General features: G+C 32.6%; 10 protein-coding genes and 2 pseudogenes. 10 read left to right on the top strand and 2 right to left on the bottom strand.

The window, feature by feature from the left end; all coding sequences use genetic code 11:
• Window positions 1-105: 105 nt before the first annotated feature.
• The 6 genes and pseudogenes from ACX6U0_RS08235 to ACX6U0_RS08210 form a co-directional block, all read left to right on the top strand.
• Window positions 106-810: pseudogene (locus ACX6U0_RS08235) on the top strand (SAM-dependent methyltransferase); the annotation flags it as partial.
• On the top strand, window positions 805-1,437 hold the full coding sequence (locus ACX6U0_RS08230; protein WP_464959571.1) for a class I SAM-dependent methyltransferase: 633 nt from the start codon (window positions 805-807) through the stop codon (window positions 1,435-1,437). The pseudogene ACX6U0_RS08235 and the gene ACX6U0_RS08230, both read left to right, overlap by 6 nt.
• A complete protein-coding gene (locus tag ACX6U0_RS08225; protein WP_464959468.1) occupies window positions 1,438-4,023 on the top strand; it encodes a metallophosphoesterase in 2,586 nt (861 codons plus the stop codon).
• A 228-nt stretch (window positions 4,024-4,251) separates the two neighbouring features.
• Complete coding sequence (locus tag ACX6U0_RS08220) at window positions 4,252-5,343, top strand: MBL fold metallo-hydrolase (RefSeq protein WP_464959467.1); 1,092 nt, start codon at window positions 4,252-4,254, stop codon at window positions 5,341-5,343.
• Between the two features lie 71 nt (window positions 5,344-5,414).
• Window positions 5,415-5,891 carry a YbaK/EbsC family protein gene (locus ACX6U0_RS08215; protein ID WP_464959466.1) on the top strand — a complete coding sequence of 159 codons (477 nt, stop codon included), beginning with the start codon at window positions 5,415-5,417 and terminating at the stop codon, window positions 5,889-5,891.
• Between the two features lie 122 nt (window positions 5,892-6,013).
• Window positions 6,014-6,835 carry an MBL fold metallo-hydrolase gene (locus ACX6U0_RS08210; RefSeq protein ID WP_464959465.1) on the top strand — a complete coding sequence of 274 codons (822 nt, stop codon included), beginning with the start codon at window positions 6,014-6,016 and terminating at the stop codon, window positions 6,833-6,835.
• A 65-nt stretch (window positions 6,836-6,900) separates the two neighbouring features.
• On the opposite strand, the gene ACX6U0_RS08205 is transcribed toward ACX6U0_RS08210, so the two are convergent.
• Window positions 6,901-8,088: a YhgE/Pip domain-containing protein gene (locus ACX6U0_RS08205; RefSeq protein ID WP_464959464.1), complete on the bottom strand. Its 1,188-nt coding sequence runs from the start codon at window positions 8,086-8,088 to the stop codon at window positions 6,901-6,903.
• 178 nt (window positions 8,089-8,266) lie between these two features.
• On the opposite strand from ACX6U0_RS08205, the gene ACX6U0_RS08200 reads away from it, so the two are divergent.
• Window positions 8,267-8,878 carry a TetR/AcrR family transcriptional regulator gene (locus ACX6U0_RS08200; RefSeq protein ID WP_464959463.1) on the top strand — a complete coding sequence of 204 codons (612 nt, stop codon included), beginning with the start codon at window positions 8,267-8,269 and terminating at the stop codon, window positions 8,876-8,878.
• 626 nt (window positions 8,879-9,504) lie between these two features.
• Here the strand turns inward: ACX6U0_RS08200 and ACX6U0_RS08195 are convergent.
• A complete protein-coding gene (locus ACX6U0_RS08195) occupies window positions 9,505-10,353 on the bottom strand; it encodes a MurR/RpiR family transcriptional regulator (RefSeq protein WP_464959462.1) in 849 nt (282 codons plus the stop codon).
• A 548-nt stretch (window positions 10,354-10,901) separates the two neighbouring features.
• Here ACX6U0_RS08195 and ACX6U0_RS08190 point away from each other — a divergent pair.
• The 3 genes and pseudogenes from ACX6U0_RS08190 to ACX6U0_RS08180 form a co-directional block, all read left to right on the top strand.
• A complete protein-coding gene (locus ACX6U0_RS08190) occupies window positions 10,902-12,146 on the top strand; it encodes a helix-turn-helix domain-containing protein (RefSeq protein WP_464959461.1) in 1,245 nt (414 codons plus the stop codon).
• Window positions 12,147-12,525: 379 nt separating this feature from the next.
• Window positions 12,526-16,671, top strand: a complete 4,146-nt coding sequence (locus tag ACX6U0_RS08185) for a S8 family serine peptidase (RefSeq protein ID WP_464959460.1) — start codon at window positions 12,526-12,528, stop codon at window positions 16,669-16,671.
• Between the two features lie 355 nt (window positions 16,672-17,026).
• Window positions 17,027-18,991: pseudogene (locus ACX6U0_RS08180) on the top strand (S8 family serine peptidase); the annotation flags it as partial.
• Window positions 18,992-19,070 lie beyond the last annotated feature (79 nt).

Raw genomic sequence — 19,070 nt, 5'->3', positions numbered from 1 at the left:
TTAGGAGAAATGAATAATGAAATTGATAGATTTATTTGATGAAATAAAACTAGTTATTACCAATATTATCTATTTCATATGAAATGAATTAATACATGTTAAAATATGATTAAAATTATTTCAAGTTTGAATGAAGGGAAGAACATTTTAATGGCAATTTTTCAATTAACCTCGACGAACCCTGATTTTTCATATATTATTTCAAAAAATCCAACATCCGGAATGAGTATTAAATCAATACGAAAAGGTCTTGGTTTTGCTTGGTATTCAAGTAATGACACTTACAATGTTTTTTTTTAAGATGCGGATAATGAAATATCTTATAAAGAACAAGCAGAGGAAGCATTTGAGTACTTAAATACAACTCGATACTGTTCAACATTATTTCCTTTGAATGCTATCAACACATTTTTTTCATCAACAATCAAAAAGTTACATGACAAAGATAGTGCTAATCATTTCACTCAAAGTGTAATGATTAATGCGATTCATGTTCAGAACCCAAGTTATTTAATGTATTTTCAAAAACATTTACCAAATTTTAATTTAACTTTTGAGGAAATAGCTAGTAAAACTTTTCAAATTCGTATAAGTACCTCATACTCACTACATGATTTACTACATTATACAACTGTTTTATGTGTATTTTTAAGTATTGTATCTGAAGAATATATTGATTTTACTGATGACGTTGTTCGAAAATATGTTACTAGCATGGTCACAATTGATGCACCTTACTATATTCGTTATTTATTTGCGCGTAATGTACTAACTAGTCGTAAAAGATTTGTTGAATTTAAAGCGTTGCTTGAACAAACAAATCATGATGATATTGATTTTAAATTTGGTGGGACAGCTAGACAAAGACAAGACTGGATATCAGGTCAACTAAATTTTGATAAACCCATACTTGATATTGGTTGTGGGGAAGGGGCCTATGCAATTCCTTATAGTCAGAAAATCGTAGAACATGAATACTATGCAATAGATATAGATTCTGAGATTCGTGAACGTTTACGTTTTAAGATAAGTCGAAAAGAAATTGAAAATATAGCAATCTACGAGTCTTTATCACATTTTTTAGAGTTCTATGATCGAGATCAAAATGTAGATGTCATCCTAACTGAGGTTGTTGAGCATATGAGTATAAAAGAGGCAACAAAACTAGTTAGGACCATTATGAAAAATATTTCATTTGATACTTTTATCTTAACAACCCCAAATGCAGAATTTAACACGTATTACCAGTTGAACGGGTTCCGTCATGATGATCATAAATGGGAAATGACAAGTGAAGAGTTTAAGAATTGGGTTGAAGAAGTAGTAATTGATACGGACTACAATTATTCATATCAAAAAGTGGGCGATATTGTTAATGGGATATCACTTTCACAGGCAGTCGTTATTACAAAAAAGAAAAATAAGGAGATATACTAGATGAAAATTTCAACAAAAGTGCATACGATTTTTCTCTTAGTTGGATCGACTGAATGTGGAAAATCAACCTTTGCCAAAAATATTCTAATCCCATCTTTATCACATGAAGATCATTCACGCCATTTTAAAACAAATGTACAGTATATTTCTTCAGATGATATAAGAAGAGAAATATTAGGTGCTGATTATGATAAACATAGTCGAATTATGCTTGAAGCAAGTGAGCAATCATTTGAACTATTATTTGCAAAGTTAAGAATGGTTACTGCTTTTCCTATTAATGCAGAATTTATAGTTGTTGATACTACGGGTTTGTCGGAAGCTTTCCGTGATGAAGTTCTAGAGATTGCTAAAGAACATTCATATAATGTTGATTTAATTTTATTTGATTATAAAAATGTAAGAGATTATTATCACTCAGATCGCTCAAAGAAATTAATAGAAAACCATGTGAGACGCCTTAGAAATGAAGTGATTCCTAACTTAAAAAGAGGAAAATACGAAAATATCCATCGAATTCGTGAAAAGAATTTTCTTGATCCCACTGTATTTGAAGTCGTTATTGAAAATATAGAAGACTATCTTTCTCGTAAGCTACCAATTGACTATAAATATACAATTGTTGGTGATGTACATGAACAAGTTCAATCGCTGCTAGCTTTACTTTCAAAAGCAGGTTTTCCTGTTCATAACAATATAATTGAGGAAACAGAAAAAAATAGAAATCATCGCATTTTATTAGTAGGGGATTGGATTGATAAAGGGCATAAAACAAAAGAAATCATAGAGTTTTTATACGCGAATCGATCTTGGTTTTATTTTGTAAAAGGAAACCATGAAAATTTTGTAAGTAAATATTTATTAGGAGAACTGAAAAACTCTTCAATTGACCAAACTTTACTCGAAAGTTTCTTCACTTCAATTCAAACATTGGAACAGGATGGAGAGTTGCGTAAAAAGTTCTTTGAATTAGTCAACGAGAGTAAAGATTTCTTCCACTTTATAGGAGAAGATTTACCCTCTTATTTCATTACACATGCACCTTGTAAAAAGAGATATATAGGAAAAATGGATGCAAATTCTTCTCGTCATCAACGAACTTTTAGACTTGATCGTAATAAAGATGTTGAAGAACAATTATCATTTTTGAACGATGAAGCTGTATCTAATCATCCATTCCATATATTTGGACATGTTGCTGCAAAAAAAATGTTCAGAATAAAAAATAAGTATGGTATTGATACCGGGGCAGCAAGTGGGAATGAATTGACAAGTATACGTATTTATTCAAGTAATCCATTTTTACTAAGTGTGAAAGCAACAGATGAAGAGGTTGTAAAAAAAGAAGAGCTTCCTATTCTTTTTGCACATAGAGAGAAATCAATTAATATAAATGAATTAGATCATAAAGATAAGAAAAGATTGCATTATGTATTAAAAAATTCTATTAATTTTATTTCTGGGACAATGAGTCCGGCTGATAAAGATGCTAATTCAAATGAATTAGAGTCATTACAACAAGGGTTAAAGTATTTCAAAGATCGAAATGTAAAAGAAGTAGTTCTTCAACCAAAATATATGGGGTCACGTTGTAATATTTATTTATCACGTTCAAATGAAGAATGTTATGCAGTAAGTCGCAATGGATTCCGTGTTAAAAATGTTGATTTAACAAATGTCTATTCAACTCTACTCAAACGTTTTAGTCATTTTATGAAAGAAAATAATATTAAAATGCTTATTCTTGATGGTGAGTTATTACCTTGGAGTACACTTGGAAAAGGGTTAATTGAGGATAAATTTAATGTATTATCTAAGTCTTTAAGAAATGAGTTACAGTTGTTAAAGGAAACGGGATTTGATCAACATTTCAATCAATTGTATGAGCGTTATAAAGAATCTGGATTCCATGAAGAGGTTAGTAAAAGTACAAAGCAAGAGCTTTCTACTAAATATGGTCACAATGATTATTCAACTTTTAATGCCGTCAAAGATTCTTTAAAGTCTTATGTATCTGTTGAAGAGCATGAAGAATTATTAGAAATATATGATAAACAATTGGATTTATATGGTAGTGAATCTTCTGTTGAATATAAACCATTTAATATATTAAAAATGATATATAATGATGGAACTGAGCGATTTTCAACATTAACATCTTCTGAAGTATTTTCATTTTTATCTGACGATGATTATTTAGTACTATCACTAGATGATGTTGATTTTTTCGAGCAGGCAAATGCTTACTATCAAACTTTAACGACGAATAGAAAGATGGAAGGTGTCGTCATTAAACCGAACCATCAAACATCTAATTGTGTACCTTTTTTAAAAGTAAGAAATCCAGAATATTTAACACTGGTATATGGTTATGACTATAAACTGCAACATAAATATCAAAAGCTATTAAATCAAAAACGAATATCCAAAAAATTAAATGTTTCATTAAAAGAACATAAACTTGGTCAAAAGATGCTAGAATACCCATTAGCTTCGATACAGATTGAGAACGAAGAATATAAGCAATTAGCTGCTAATAAAATATTTGAAGAGCAAAAAGAAAAAAGTATCGATCCAAGGCTATAAATTTAACAATTGTCTTATCTAACAAAACTAAAAAAAAGCACTTTTTATGTCCATCATAAAAGGTGTTTTTTTGTTCGACAAAAGTATGAAGTATGGGAGTTATTCTTTATATTTGTTTAACAGTAAAACTATATGGTAGTGTTAAAAAAAGCAAGGATTTCAATATTTAAAAAATTAGTTAACAAGGTTTGATCGTTTAACGGATTTTACTTGGAGGGTATTTAGAAAATGTTCTTTATCATTATTTTATTGGTGATCATTCTGATTGCCTTTTTGTTTATGAATAACTATCCACATTTCGGTAAGACATACTCAAAAGAGAAAAAACAATCCTTTCAAAAGTTAGAGAACTATCAGAATGGAAAATTCCAAAATCAAATTCCAACTAGTATGAGTACAGATTTGAGAACGACTTATACAATGTTAAGGGATTTTGCAAAGACTAATCCAAACAGAAAACCAAGTGTTCCAATTCCAATGACAAATATGAAAAATTTTATTTTGTCAGATCAAGATGAAGCCAAAATAACTTGGTTTGGACATTCGGCTGTTCATATCGAAATCGATAAAAAGAATATTTTAGTTGATCCAATGTTTGGTAACGCCCCATCCCCATTCCCTCAGTTTGGAGGAAACCGATATAGTGGAAGCTTACCGTTTGAGATTGCCGATTTGCCAGTTATCGATGCAGTTATTTTGTCACACGATCATTATGATCATTTAGATTATGGAACAATCAAAAAAATAAAGCATAAAGTAAAACATTTCATTGTTCCACTAGGTGTAAGGAATCACCTTGAAAGCTGGGGTGTTGAAACAGATAAAATATCAGATCACAATTGGTGGGATGAATTTTCATTTGAAGGCTTAACAATTGCTTGTACACCTGCAAGACATTTCTCAGGGAGAAGTCTAACAGATCGAAATGCTTCTTTATGGTGTTCATGGATTATAATGAGTAATCAGCATAAAATCTTTTTTAGCGGTGACAGTGGGTATGCGTCGCATTTTAAGGAAATTGGTGAAAAATACGGTCCGTTTGATATCGCATTAATGGAATGTGGCCAATATGATGAACGATGGTCTGCGATACATATGTTGCCTGAGGAAACAGTCCAAGCATTTATTGATGTGAAGGGAGAAGTACTAATACCGATTCACTGGGGGGCATTTACACTTGCATTTCACGATTGGTATGACCCAATTGAAAGAGTATTAAAAGCTGCGAAGCAAAATAATTTGAACATTGCTACTCCTAAAATAGGTGAATTGATCAATATTAGTACAAAAGAATTTCCGACTTCAATTTGGTGGAAATAATACTGTTGATGAAGGATGTTCCGTTAGTATATAGAATTATTACTACATTATAGTAGAAAGAAGTGATCACGATGGGCGTTTTAAAAGAAAGTGCACAAATGGTACAAGACGTGATTTTACAATCAGGGTATAATAATCAAGTAATTGAATTGCCGCAGAGTGCTAGAACTGCACAAGAAGCAGCTGATGCATTAAATTGTAAAATGGCTCAAATTGCCAAGTCAATTATCTTTCGATTAGTAGAGAGTAATCAACCTTTATTAGTGATTGCAAGTGGTGTAAACCGAGTAAATGAACAACAAATTGAACTGCTGTTGAATCAAAAATTGGGGAAAGCTGATGCAGAATTTGTTCGTGAGCACACCGGTTTTGTAATAGGTGGCGTATCACCAATAGGACATAAAAATACAATTTTAACGTTTATAGACGAAGACTTATTTCAATACGAAGAAATTTGGGCTGCAGCGGGTCATCCAAAAGCAATTTTTCAACTAACACCAAATGAACTGCTTGAGATGACGAAAGGGACAGTAGTAAATATAAAATAATTAGATTTTATTAGACATATAAATGTATGGATACGAAGTTAGCATTTTCGAGTCATGACATATTTATATGTCTTTTTTTATTTATGGAAATAACTTTTTATGAAAGAGGGTTGAAACTAGAGATGGAAAACTTTATTTGTACTACTTGTGGAGTCCAATATGAAGGCTCAATTCATCATCCGAAGAGTTGTTTAATCTGTAATGAAGAACGACAATATGTAAACCAAAATGGTCAATCATGGACCACATTAGAATCTATGAAAAAGGGAAGTTATCAAAATAACATAATACTAGAGGAGGATGGATTATATAGTATTAAAACGAGCCCTAAATTTGGAATTGGTCAAACAGCTTATCTAATTCAAATGGATGGATTTAATATTTTATGGGATTGTATCACTTTACTTGATCATCACACGATAGAAACGATTAATCAGTTAGGAGGAATTGATGCGATAGCGTTATCTCATCCGCATTATTATTCAAGCCAAATTGAGTGGGCAGAAGCTTTTGATGTCCCAATTTTTATACATGAAGATGACAAAGAGTGGGTTGTAAGGAATAGTGACCGGATTATTTTTTGGTCTGGTGATACAAATGAAATACATAAAGGAATTGTGCTTCATCGCTTAGGAGGACATTTTAAGGGAGGTGCAGTTTTAGAATGGAAAAATGGAAATAATCAAAAAGGGATTTTATTAACAGGAGATATTATACAAGTGGTTGCCGACCCGAATTGGGTTAGTTTTATGTATAGTTATCCAAATCTAATCCCACTTCCAGCAAGTAAGGTTCAAGACATTTCAAATGCTGTAAATAAGATGGAATTTGATAGAATATATAATGCGTTTCATGGAGTCGTAACAGACAATGCAAAAGATGTGGTAAGAAAATCTGCTAGAAGATATATAGATGCATTAAATGGAAATCTATTTAACACCTAATTTATTTCTTAACAGAAAACAAATAAGGACCAAAGAATGGTCCTTATTTGTTTTTTATATCATTTTTATTCATTTAATGATAACTTTTGTTCCTTCTCAATCTTATTTTGTTTGAATGCAGATGCAAATAATATAATAGTAGAAACTGATGCAATCCATACTAATATGACCATTGCATGACTGAATGATAGTTCCTTCCCAAAGTAGAAAATTTCTCTTAAACCATCAGCTCCAAACCGCATCGGAACCCATGAATAAATCCAATCATGTGTAAATTTTGGTAGAAGCTCTGGTGCCATTCCAATTATTGATCCGGCAAAGAAGAAAATTAGAGCAAATAGACCAACTCCTCCAAAGCCAATCCAAGACATAACTGCAGATATTAATATATGGAAACTAAAATATGCAATCGTTAAATAAAGGGCAGTATCTATGAAGCTAGGTATTGTAAAGCCGATCCAGTCTGCCATCAACGTAATTCCGAACCCAGCTACAAATGCTAAAATAATGGCTAAAGCAACTTGTTCAATGATTACGTTTAATTTGTTAATGGATGTTGTCATATTTGTTTTCTTTTTACCTAAGAAGATAATGACTGCGCCAATTAAGCTAGACATCCATAAAGGGGTAATTAAAATGACTGGTGCATTTCCATTTGCTGTATGTGTACCTATTTCATTTACATTTTCGGTTTTGTTTAGTATTGGACTTACTAAAACACTAGCTTGTTTTGCCGAAATTAAAGTATTATTTTTCTCTAATTCGCTTAAAACTTCGGTACGTATATTCATACTTAATTGGTTAACTACATTGTTTAAGATTTGACCAGCCATTGTAGATGCATTGGCATTCATCCCTTGATTTAACAATACTTTTATTTCAATAGATGATGGATTATTTGTTTTTAATGTAGCTTGTTTTTGACTTAAATTTTTTGGAAGAATTAATGCTGCATAATACTTTTTATCATCTAAGCCTTTTCTTACCTTATCCTCACTAGATACTTGAATCCAATTAACAGCGCTCTCCTTTTGGGAGTTTGTTACTTCATTTATTTTTGAAACCATGATTTTACCTAGATTGATCTCACCTTTTGATGGAACATTAATTCCTTCATCTTCATTTACAATAGCAATAGGCAGATTTTTAGGTGTCGGGTTAACTGATGATGCTAAAGTAAGTGAAAAAATAACGACAACAACTAATACGATAATTGGAGCAAATAGCGCTTGTTTTTGTTTTAGTAAATTCATTTATATGCCTCCTTATTTGTTTGATAAATTACTAAACACCGTGTTGACTATTCTCATGAAAAAATATTACAATGGATTCTAATCAATCACAATAACCAATTAAATGGAAAATGTTCATTAATGAACACTTCCTCAGAATATGTTTAGGGAAATGAAAAAATGTATAGGGATGTTAAAAATGACACAAACATTACGTGAAATAAAGGTAGCAAAAACAAAACAATTAATTAGGGATACATTTGTAGAATTAATTGAAGAAAAAGGCTTTGAATCAATCTCAGTAAGAGATATTACAATGAAGGCTGGTCTTAATCGAGGCACTTTTTACCTTCATTATCAAGATAAGTATGATCTAATGGATAAAAATCAGTCTGAAATACTCGTTGGTTTACAGGAAGCTTTGAAGGATATGAATCCGGCCGAGCTTTTTGAGCATTACTCTAATGATTTAAAATATCCGCCAATCATAAAGGTATTTGAATATTTAACGGAAAATGCTCGTTTTATCAAAGTGCTTATTAGTTCGAAAGGTGACCCAGCATTTCCAAAGAAGATGAAAAATATATTAAAAACGGCATTGTATGAGAAGTTAGTAAAGTTAATTGGTACGGAAAATTCGCTTGCGATACCTTATGAATACTCTACTGCTTTTATTTCATCAGCCTTTTTTGGTGTAATTGAACAGTGGTTAGAAAAAGATATCCCTCATACACCAGAGGAAATGGCTATTGTGCATTTGAAGATTGTTAAATTTATGAGCCAGATCCTTGGTGGAATCGTTAAAGATTAGTTGCTTTTATTAAATAAAGTATGTGTTGAATTCCACTCCAGGATGCTCGCTTTCCATGGGGCGGGCGCTGAGCCTCCTCGGCGCGTTCGCGCCTGTGGGGTCTCAGCTGTCCCGCAACTCCCATAGGAGTCGAGCATCCTTGCGTTCCATTCTATTTCTTAATTAAGGGTCTCTAATTAAAACGCAATTATTTATAAAAGCTTTCTTTCAATTTTCTATAAAAATTACAAACTTATATAAATGCTCTGATAACAATAGGGGTATTTGATTCCACTCCAGGATGCTTGATTTTCACGGGGTGGGCACGTGCCTATTCGGCGCATTCGCGCCTGTAGGGTCTCTGATTAAAACACAATTATTTCTAAAAATTTTCTTTTAACTTTTTCTATAAAAATTATAAACTATATAAATGCTCTGATAAGAATAGGAGTATTGAATTCAACTCCAGGATGCCTGCTTTCCATGGGGCTGGCGCTGAGCCACCTGATTATACAGGATGTGGGGCATGCATGCGTTACACAAAAAGAAGACCAAATCATTTAGATTTGGTCTTCGCATTACTTGCCTAATTTATATTTTGGTTTTTCATCCAAATCCATTAATGAAAAGAATCTAGAATTAGTTGATCACGTTCTTGTTTCTGAGATTGCGGTACGCACTTTTTCAAATGAGGCTTTGGATTTGTGTTCGTTTAAAATCATGACGTTTACATATAATGCATCGATAATACTTAATTGAGCAATTCTAGATGCGAGTGCTTCCGGACGGTATTCTGTTTCTTCTGATGAAGTATAAAGTGCTACGTCTACATTTTGGCTTAATGCCGATTTAGGAAAACCTGTAATTCCAATGGTTTTGGCACCTGAATCCTTTAATACTTGAAGTATTCGAATAGTGTCTTTGTTTGAACCTGAATGTGAGATGACGATTGCTAAATCATCTTTTGTAAGCTGTGAAGCGGCCATTAGTTGAAAATGTGAGTCTGTGTATGAGTTTGCTTTTATGCCAGTTCGAATGAATTTATGAAATGCATCCATAGCAATAACAGATGAACCACCTATTCCATAAAGCTCTACACGGTTTGCAGAAAGAATTAATTCTACTGCTTTTTTAAATGAAGAACCTTCCAAAATTTGTGCTGTATTTTCTAGGGTTCTTATATTAGATTTGAATATTTTATTGGCGATTGTAATTTCATCGTCGTTTTCATTGATCTCTTCATGAATTTGTTGAATAGGTGTCATAATCTCAGTTGCGAGTGCAATTTTTAGAGCTTGATAGCCTTTAAAACCAATTCGTTTACAAAATCTGAAAACGGTTGCATCGGCGACGTTTAAAATCTCAGCAATTTCAGTAATGGTACTGTGAATAATATGTTTTGGATTTTGTAGTATATAATCTGCAATCTTTTTTTCTTTGTCACTTAGTCGTGCGTAGTATGAACGGATTTTGCCTAAACTGTTGGTTTGTTCCATAGTTTTACACCCTTCAAATTGTTTAATAAATAAACATAAATTTTATATTGTATTTAATTTAACTTAAAATGGTACGTTTTTATAAAAAAATAAACTCAATAAACTTATTATATAGGAAAGAAACGGATTTTTTAAATAATATGAAAGCCCTTTCTTGTGAAAAAATTCTTTTTTAGTCTGCTTTAACGAAAAAAAATTTTTCAACTCAAGATTATTTTGAATGATTTAACCTGGTTCGTCCTAGATAAAGTTAAGAGAATACTAAATTTGTGAATTGGTGAAAATTAGCATGATTAAGTAAAACATTATTTTCATTCTAAGTATATTTGTATAATGTCTGACAAGTTTAATTACTAAAAGATTACAAAAAATAGTCTAAAAGAAAGAGTCCATTTTTGGGACTCTTTGTCTTTTTTTAACAAATTTTAATTCTCTTAGGTACATCTTCTTAATTCGTAAAAGTATTAAAGGATATTAATTTTCAAGAAAGAATACATAGATAGATAAAGAGATAAAGAGATAAAGAGGATGATTAAGGGGGGCGAATAATGTTAGAAGGTGAAATCATTAAATTTTATCGAGAAAAAATGGGTCTTACTCAAGCTATGCTTGGGGAAGGAATATGTACAACGACGCATGTAAGCAAAATTGAAAGAGGAAAAACTGCATATTCACCCGACATTATTACCTTATTTTCAGAAAGACTTGGAATTGATATACACCAAGAAATACAGTCCTTCCATCTCATTGAAAATCTACTTCATCAGTGGCATGATGCGTTAATAATGAAAAAAGGACAACAAATTGAAGCTTTAAAAGTAGAGCTTGATCGAATGCCTTTTATTGCTTATACACAATATGCAGCACATTATTTTTTATTAAAAGCTCGATATTATTTTCACCATCAGAATTTAGAATTAGCTTTTCAAACAATTAATGATGTGCAAAAAGAATATACAGATCTATCTGCCTTTGAAAAAAACTTATTATATCACTTAAAAGGAATGTATTATATTCAGATTAATGCAAGTTCAAGTAGTGAAGATCATCAAAAAGCGATACAAATATTAAAAAAGATTAATATAGATGAATATAGAAATGAAGAATATTATTACCATCTTGGTATTGCTTATCACTATGGAAAATCAAAAATATTGGCTTATAAATATACAGAATTGGCATTAGCTTATTTTAAAAGAACAAACAACTATTTATTAGCGATTAGTGCTGAAACAGTCATGCTACTTCAATATGGTAGTGAGGTTGAAATGGATTTTATTGAAACAGTTAAAAGATATACAGACTTAATACATAATTGTGAAATATTAGGTGCACGTGATCGTAAAGCAATTCTCTTAAATAATCTTGGGGTTAAGTACTTTAAAAGAGAAGAATTTGATAAAGCTAAAGAATACTTTGAGAAAAGTATGAATGAAACAGAAAATCAACAATCTATTGTCTATTTAAGAAGGTTATGTAATTATCTTGAAGCAAGTACCGAAGGCGAATTATTACAAAAAGACACTCTGATCAAGAAGCTCAAAATCGGTGCTAGTCTAGCAAAAATGTTAAAAAGTCCAGTTCATACGATCTTAATTAAATTATTTAAATTAAAGGCTGAAAAAATTGAAAGTAAGTACTATCAATTTTTAGTTGATGAAGCACTACCATATTTTTATTCAACTAATAATAATTTTTATATTGAGCAATACGGAAAGCAGCTTTATTTATATTATATAGAGACAAACCAGTATCAAAAGGCAACTGAGTTAGCCCAATCTGTTATTGTGTAAAAAATTGAAATTCTTGAAGAAATACATAGATGTTTAGGCATAACTAGACATCTATGTATTTATTTTATTTTGCGGCTAAAAATTTCAACTCATTTCATTATACTAGTCATTATAAAACATATAGAAAAATTTAAAAATTGGTTTATTTATCATGTTTCCTTGTAGGAGAAATTGTTGATTCGTGTCGAAAACAGAGAAGACTTTGATAGAATCCTAAATAAATAACCCAATTGATAATGCCCTTCATATTTTTCATAATGAAACTAATACAAATGATATCTGTTCAATGAATTTGAAATTCCTGAGAATGTCATCAATTTCAAATTCCTCGTTCAGAATGTTAGTAAATCTTGGACAATGATAAATGGGAGGAAGAAAAATGGGGAAAAGTGTAGAGAAAAAGAAGTTAATAAAAAGCCTTTCAGTATTAGCATTATCATCGAGTATTGTTTTATCTCCACTTGGTCAAACAATGGAGGTTACAAAAGCAGCAAGTAACACGAAGTCTGAAGAAATATTAGCAAATTTAACAGCAGAACAAAGAAATGCTTTACACCAACTGTCAGTTAATGAAGGTTCTGAACAACAGATATCTTCAGAAATAGATTTGACATCTTCAAATCAAGTAAATGTAATCGTTGAGTTTTCAAATAAACCTGCAAAGGTAGCACAGATTGAAGCAAGTGTAGAAGGGAAAACATTAACAGCAAAGGAAGCATCGAAACTAGTTGATGAGGATCATACTATTTTTGCGGAAGATGTTGGACAAGTACTAACAGACAATAAACTGAAAAAAATAAATTATAAAATCCACCGTTCTTATAAACATGCCTTTAGTGGTGTCTCAATGAGTCTACCAGCAAATCAAGTTAAGAATCTTTTAAAATCAAAAGCTGTAAAGAAGGTTTGGAGTAATGAAAAGTTTACGATTAATCCACCCGCAGAGAACCAAGAAAATGAACAATTAAAAGCGGACGAATTTAATGTAGCTAACTATTCTCCATATGACAGTTTAGATCGATTACATGCAGAAGGATATACAGGTAAAGGAGTTAAAATTGGTATTTTAGATACTGGTATGGATTATAACCATCCAGATTTAAAGGATGCATATAAAGGCGGATATGATTTTGTTGATAACGATAAAGATCCGATGGAAACAACATATGAGGATTGGAAAAATTCCGGTCAACCAGAAGTAAACGGAAGTGCTTATTATACTGAGCATGGTACACATGTAGCAGGAATTATCGGTGGACGCGGAATCGTAGATAGTGAGTACTCATCTGTTGGTGCTGCACCAGAAGCAGACCTTTATGCATACCGTGTATTAGGTCCTTATGGTAGTGGAACGAGTGAAGGGATTATTGCCGGAATTGATAAGGCAGTTCAAGATGGTATGGATGTTATTAACATGTCTCTGGGCGCAACATTAAACGATCCACTTTATGCAACGTCAATTGCCGTTAACAATGCTGTTTTAAGCGGTGTTACAACTGTTGTAGCTGCAGGTAATAGCGGTGATAAAATGTGGACACTTGGTTCTCCAGGATCTGCCGCATTAGCATTAACGGTAGGTGCTTCATCTGTTGCAATTGATATTTATCAATATACTGGTGCTTTTGATGGGAAAAATTATAAGTTAAGACAATTAACGAAAAATTATAAAGATGACCTATCAGCTTTAAAAGAGAAAAAGATTCAAGTTGTTGATGTTGGTCTTGGTGATCCAGCGGGATATGCGGGTCAAGATGTAAAGGGAAAATTTGTATTCATGAACCGAGGCGTTTACACATTAGATTCTAAAGTTGCATATGCAAAAGCTCAAGGTGCTGCAGGAGTAATGATGGCGAATGATGAAGCAAACAAAGCTGAAGGAGCAATCCAAACATTTTTAGGTGAATCAATGAATGCGATTCCTTCGTTTTCAGTATCATTTGAAGAAGGAAAAACAATTTCAACTGCAATAAAAGCTGGTAAAACAGAATTCACATTTGGCGATTTTAGTAAAATTCAAACAGCAGCTGATGAATTGGCGGCATTTAGTTCAAGAGGTCCTTCTAAAGTAAATTACGATATTAAACCAGAAGTAACTGCTCCAGGTGTTTCGATTCTTGCGACAGTTCCGTTTTATATAAATGATAAAACTGTTGATGGTTCGAAACCAGAAGATTACAAGTATGCATATGCACGACTGTCAGGTACCTCAATGGCAACACCTTATGTAGCCGGTGTATCAGCATTATTACTTCAATCTAACAAAGATTTAGAACCAGCTGATGTTAAATCCATTTTAATGAATACAGCTGACCCTTTATCTAAAGATTATAGTGTGTTTGAGGTAGGAAGTGGTCGAGTTGATGCATATGAAGCAATTCACTCAAATGTGGAATTCCAAGTAGTAGATAAAACCCCGACTATGATTAATGGAAAACAAAAAATGATAAAAGAATTAACAGGTGGAATTAGCTTTGGTTCATTTGCTTTTGATGAGCAAGATGTATCAGATTCACGAAATGTTACACTGAAAAATCGTAGTGAAAAGGCCAAAACATTTAATGTAGATGTTACATTCCAGACAGGCACTCGAGGATCATTAGATGCAGCAAAAAACAATGTAACGTTAGATGGTCCTACTTCAGTGAAGGTAAATGGAATTAGCTCAAAAACTATCAATTTTAAACTCAACATTCCTAAAACAGCAGAAAAAGGTTCGTATGAAGGATATATTACTTTCACGAATCGTACTGATTCATCAGAACAATATCAAATTCCTTTCGGTGGTAGAGTTGTGAATGAAGGAATTGATTTCTTTAAAGCAGATCCGGCGTTTTCAACTGATACTTCTTGGCCAGCTAATGCGTTTCCGTTTCTTGGTTTTGAATTCTCATTAAAATCTGAAATGAAGACTTTGGATGTGTTATTACATGACCCAACTACTGGGGAAGACCTTGGTTTAATTGGTTCATTTACACCGATTACACTAAACGAAAATCAGGAGTATTTTATTGGAAGAGGATTTAATTCTATTTACTATCCATTTACAGGAGACTCTAAAAATCCGATTAGCTATGAACCAAGCTTTGCGAAACCAGGTCATTATCAATTAAGAATGGTTGGAACAAATAATCAAGGTAAATCATTTTCAAAAGTATCAGATTTCATCTTTGATTTAGGTGCGCCAACGATGAAGACTAGTTTTGATTCATTAGACCAAAAGGTTATTGAATATAAAGATAGTCAATTTGATAAAAATGGTGAATTTTTATATGACTTTAACATTCAGCTAAATGATCCTGAAACGGAACAAGCAAGGCAACTAGGTTTACCAGTCGATCAATCAAGTAATTCAGTTGTTTCGTTTTATAACAGTCCATTTCCTGCGAATCCAATTAAAACAGATCAGAACGGAAATTACTCTGATCAAATTTTAGTTCGTAAACAATCTGCGCCACTTCAAGTTCAGTTTTATGGTTTTGATGCAGCGAGAAACTTTACTGCTAACGCAACCAACATGTTAAGAGTCGTGTTTGTAAATGAAAATTTACCTTATTACTATTTAAAACCAAATAAACAAGTCGTTAATACAGGTGATACGGTAAACTATACTGTTCGTTCTAATAATATGAAAAATTTAAAAACAACTACAATTACGATTAATAATTATGATTATGCTTCAATTGAAAATGTTGTTGTTAATGATGCAGTTAAAGAGTATGGTAATGCGGAGGTTAGTGTAAAAAATACTACAACGAATTATACTCTTACGTTTACTTATTTAGGAGACAAAGAATTACCAGAAGATTTACCGTTATTTAACTTTGACCTAAAAACTGCTAAGAAGTTTACGAAGGAAAGTCCTTACTGGTATGGAATGAGTGCTTCTACGATTGATCAAGCAAATGTAGAGACAAAAGATGTTTACGCTTATATGGAAAATTTTAAAATTAAGCCAACTTTTTCTAGAATACAAGGAGCATTACAAGTTGAAGGTGGAAAAGATCCGGTAACAGGTGAAATGAATTATGCAATTGACTTGAGTAAAGCTAATGCAAAAGTAACAGTTACATCCTATGATGGAAAAACGGTTGTTGATGCACCAATCATCGACAAATATGGCTCATATAATGCTGATGGAATTAAACCAGATAAAAATGCCTATACATTAACAGTAAATGTACCTGGTCATTTTACAATGAACCAGAAAGTTGTCTTATCTGATGAAGTTCGTGGGGAAACACTTGGTAAATGGTTTAGATATAGTTTATCAACAGCAGCGGCGGGCGATATTAATAAGGATGATGTCATCGATGTTTTAGACGCGGTCGTATTACAAGATTTCTGGGGAACTAACAAAGCATCTGCTGATTTAAATTTTGATAAAGTAGTAGATTCTAAGGATATGAATTACATTATGAAAAACTTTGGCTTACAAAATCCAACTGTAGATAATGCGCCAAAAGCTAAGAGTTCCTATAAAGGAAAAACATTGGATAGTATTTTAAAAGAGCTAGGAATGAAGTAAGACAGGGTAAAAAGTAGTGGGAATTTTATAAGATAGGTAATTAGACTTGAAAGGAGAAACCTTATGATGGGTTTCTCTTTTTTTATTAAAAATTGGGCTATTTTGGGTTTTTTTAGTCATTTTTTATAAGATAATATGCCGAATTTTTAAAAACAGTAATGAGAAACATTGCTATTTTAGGGAATCATTAACCCAATTGACCATAATTTGGATATTCTTGATAATTGAAATAGACAAAGTAAGCTTTGGTGAAAAGAAACAGAAAGAATGCTGAAGGGTTTGATTGCTTTCGTGTTCAAAAAACTAATATCATTAAGCTTTACTTTTAGTTGAGAGATTTTTAGGAGGATGAACAATGGGGAAAAGAGTAGAAAAGAATAAGTTTTTAAAAAGCTTTACAGTTTTAGCTCTATCATCTAGTTTTGTTATGGCTCCACTATCACAAGTAACAAATGTGTCAATTGCGGCAAGTAAAACAAAGACAGAAACAATTCTTGCTAATTTAACGTCACAGCAAAGAGCTGCACTGAAAGAACTTTCAACGAACGAACAAACAGGTCTTCAAATTTCTGATGAAATTGATCAAACGACTCCTAGGCAAACTTCTGTAATTGTAGAGTTTTCAAATAAACCAGCAAAAGTTGCTCAAGTCGAAGCGAAGGTTGAAGGAAAGTCATTAACAGAAGTAGAAGCATCAAAATTAGCTGAACAAGATCATGCAACTTTTAGTAAAGATGTGGGACAAGTATTAACGGATGAAAACAATAAGAAGGTAGATTTTAAGATTAAACGCTCTTATAAACACGCATTTAATGGTGTTGCAATGGATCTACCAGCAAATCAAATAAAGAACCTATTAAAATCAAAAGCTGTTAAAACTGTTTGGAGCAATGAAAAATTTACGATTGATCCTCCTAAACAGCCTGAAAAAACTGAAGAATTAAAAGCAGATGAGTTTAATATTGCGAACTATACGCCATATGATGGATTAGATAAGTTGCACGCTGAGGGCTTAACTGGAAAAGGGATTAAAATCGGAATTCTTGATACGGGGATTGATTACAATCACCCAGATTTGAAAGACGCATATAAAGGCGGATAAGACTTTGTAGATGATGATAGCGATCCAATGGAAACTACATATTCAGATTGGGTAAAGGCTGGAAAACCAGGATCTGCAAATGGTGCAGACTACTACACTGAACATGGCACACACGTTGCTGGTATTATAGGTGGGCGTGGTGTATCAGACAGTGAGTATAAACAAGTAGGTGCGGCACCAGATTCTGATCTGTATGCATACCGTGTACTTGGACCAGGTGGAAGTGGTGCAAGTGATGATATTATTGCAGCGATCGATAAAGCAGTGAAGGATGGCATGGATGTAATTAATATGTCATTAGGTGCTACAATAAATGATCCATTATATGCAACTTCTGTAGCGGTTAATAACGCTGTACTAAGTGGAATAACAACAGTTGTAGCAGCAGGGAATAGTGGAGACAAAATGGATACGTTAGGTTCTCCTGGAGCTGCAGCATTAGCATTAACCGTTGGTGCGTCATCAGTAGCAATTGATCTTTATCAATATAGCGGAGTGCAAAATGGTAGTGACTACAATATAAGACAGTTAGCACAAAACTACTCAGATGATCTAACAACATTGAAAGGTAAAGCATTTCAACTGGTAGATGTAGGCTTAGCGAATCCAGCTGACTTTACAGGTAAAGATGTTAAAGGAAAAATTGCTTATATCCAACGTGGCACGATTGCCTTAATTGATAAAATCAAAAATGCAAAGGCTGCTGGTGCAATAGGTGTTTTAATGGCAAACAATGTGGAAAACAAAAACGAAGGAGCAATTCAAGCATTCTTAGGTGAATCCGTTGATGCAATTCCTTCATTCTCAGTTTCATACGATGAAGGTTTAGCAATCACAGAAGCCATTAAGTCTGGTAAAAACGAGTTTACATTTGGTGAGTTTTCGAAGATCCAAACAGCTTCAGATGAATTAGCTGCATTTAGTTCAAGAGGACCTTCTCGAGTAAATTACGATATTAAACCAGAGGTTACTGCACCAGGTGTATCAATCCTTTCAACCGTTCCATTTTATGTAAACAATAAGACGGGTGATGGAACAAAACCAGAGGATTATCAATATGCGTACGAACGATTATCAGGAACATCAATGGCGACACCGTATGTTGCAGGTGTGTCAGCTTTATTACTTCAATCAAATAATGGACTTGAACCAGCAGATATTAAATCAATCTTAATGAATACAGCAGACCCATTATCAAATGCTTATAGTGTATTTGAAGTAGGTAGCGGGCGAGTTGATGCGTACGAAGCAATTCATTCTAATGTAGAATTAGAAGTTGTTGATAAAACACCAACAA

Source organism: Gottfriedia sp. ABJ_BB2_2, assembly GCF_055484705.1.
Note: the sequence above shows the minus strand (reverse complement) of the source record. Positions and strands in the feature narration are given on the sequence as shown.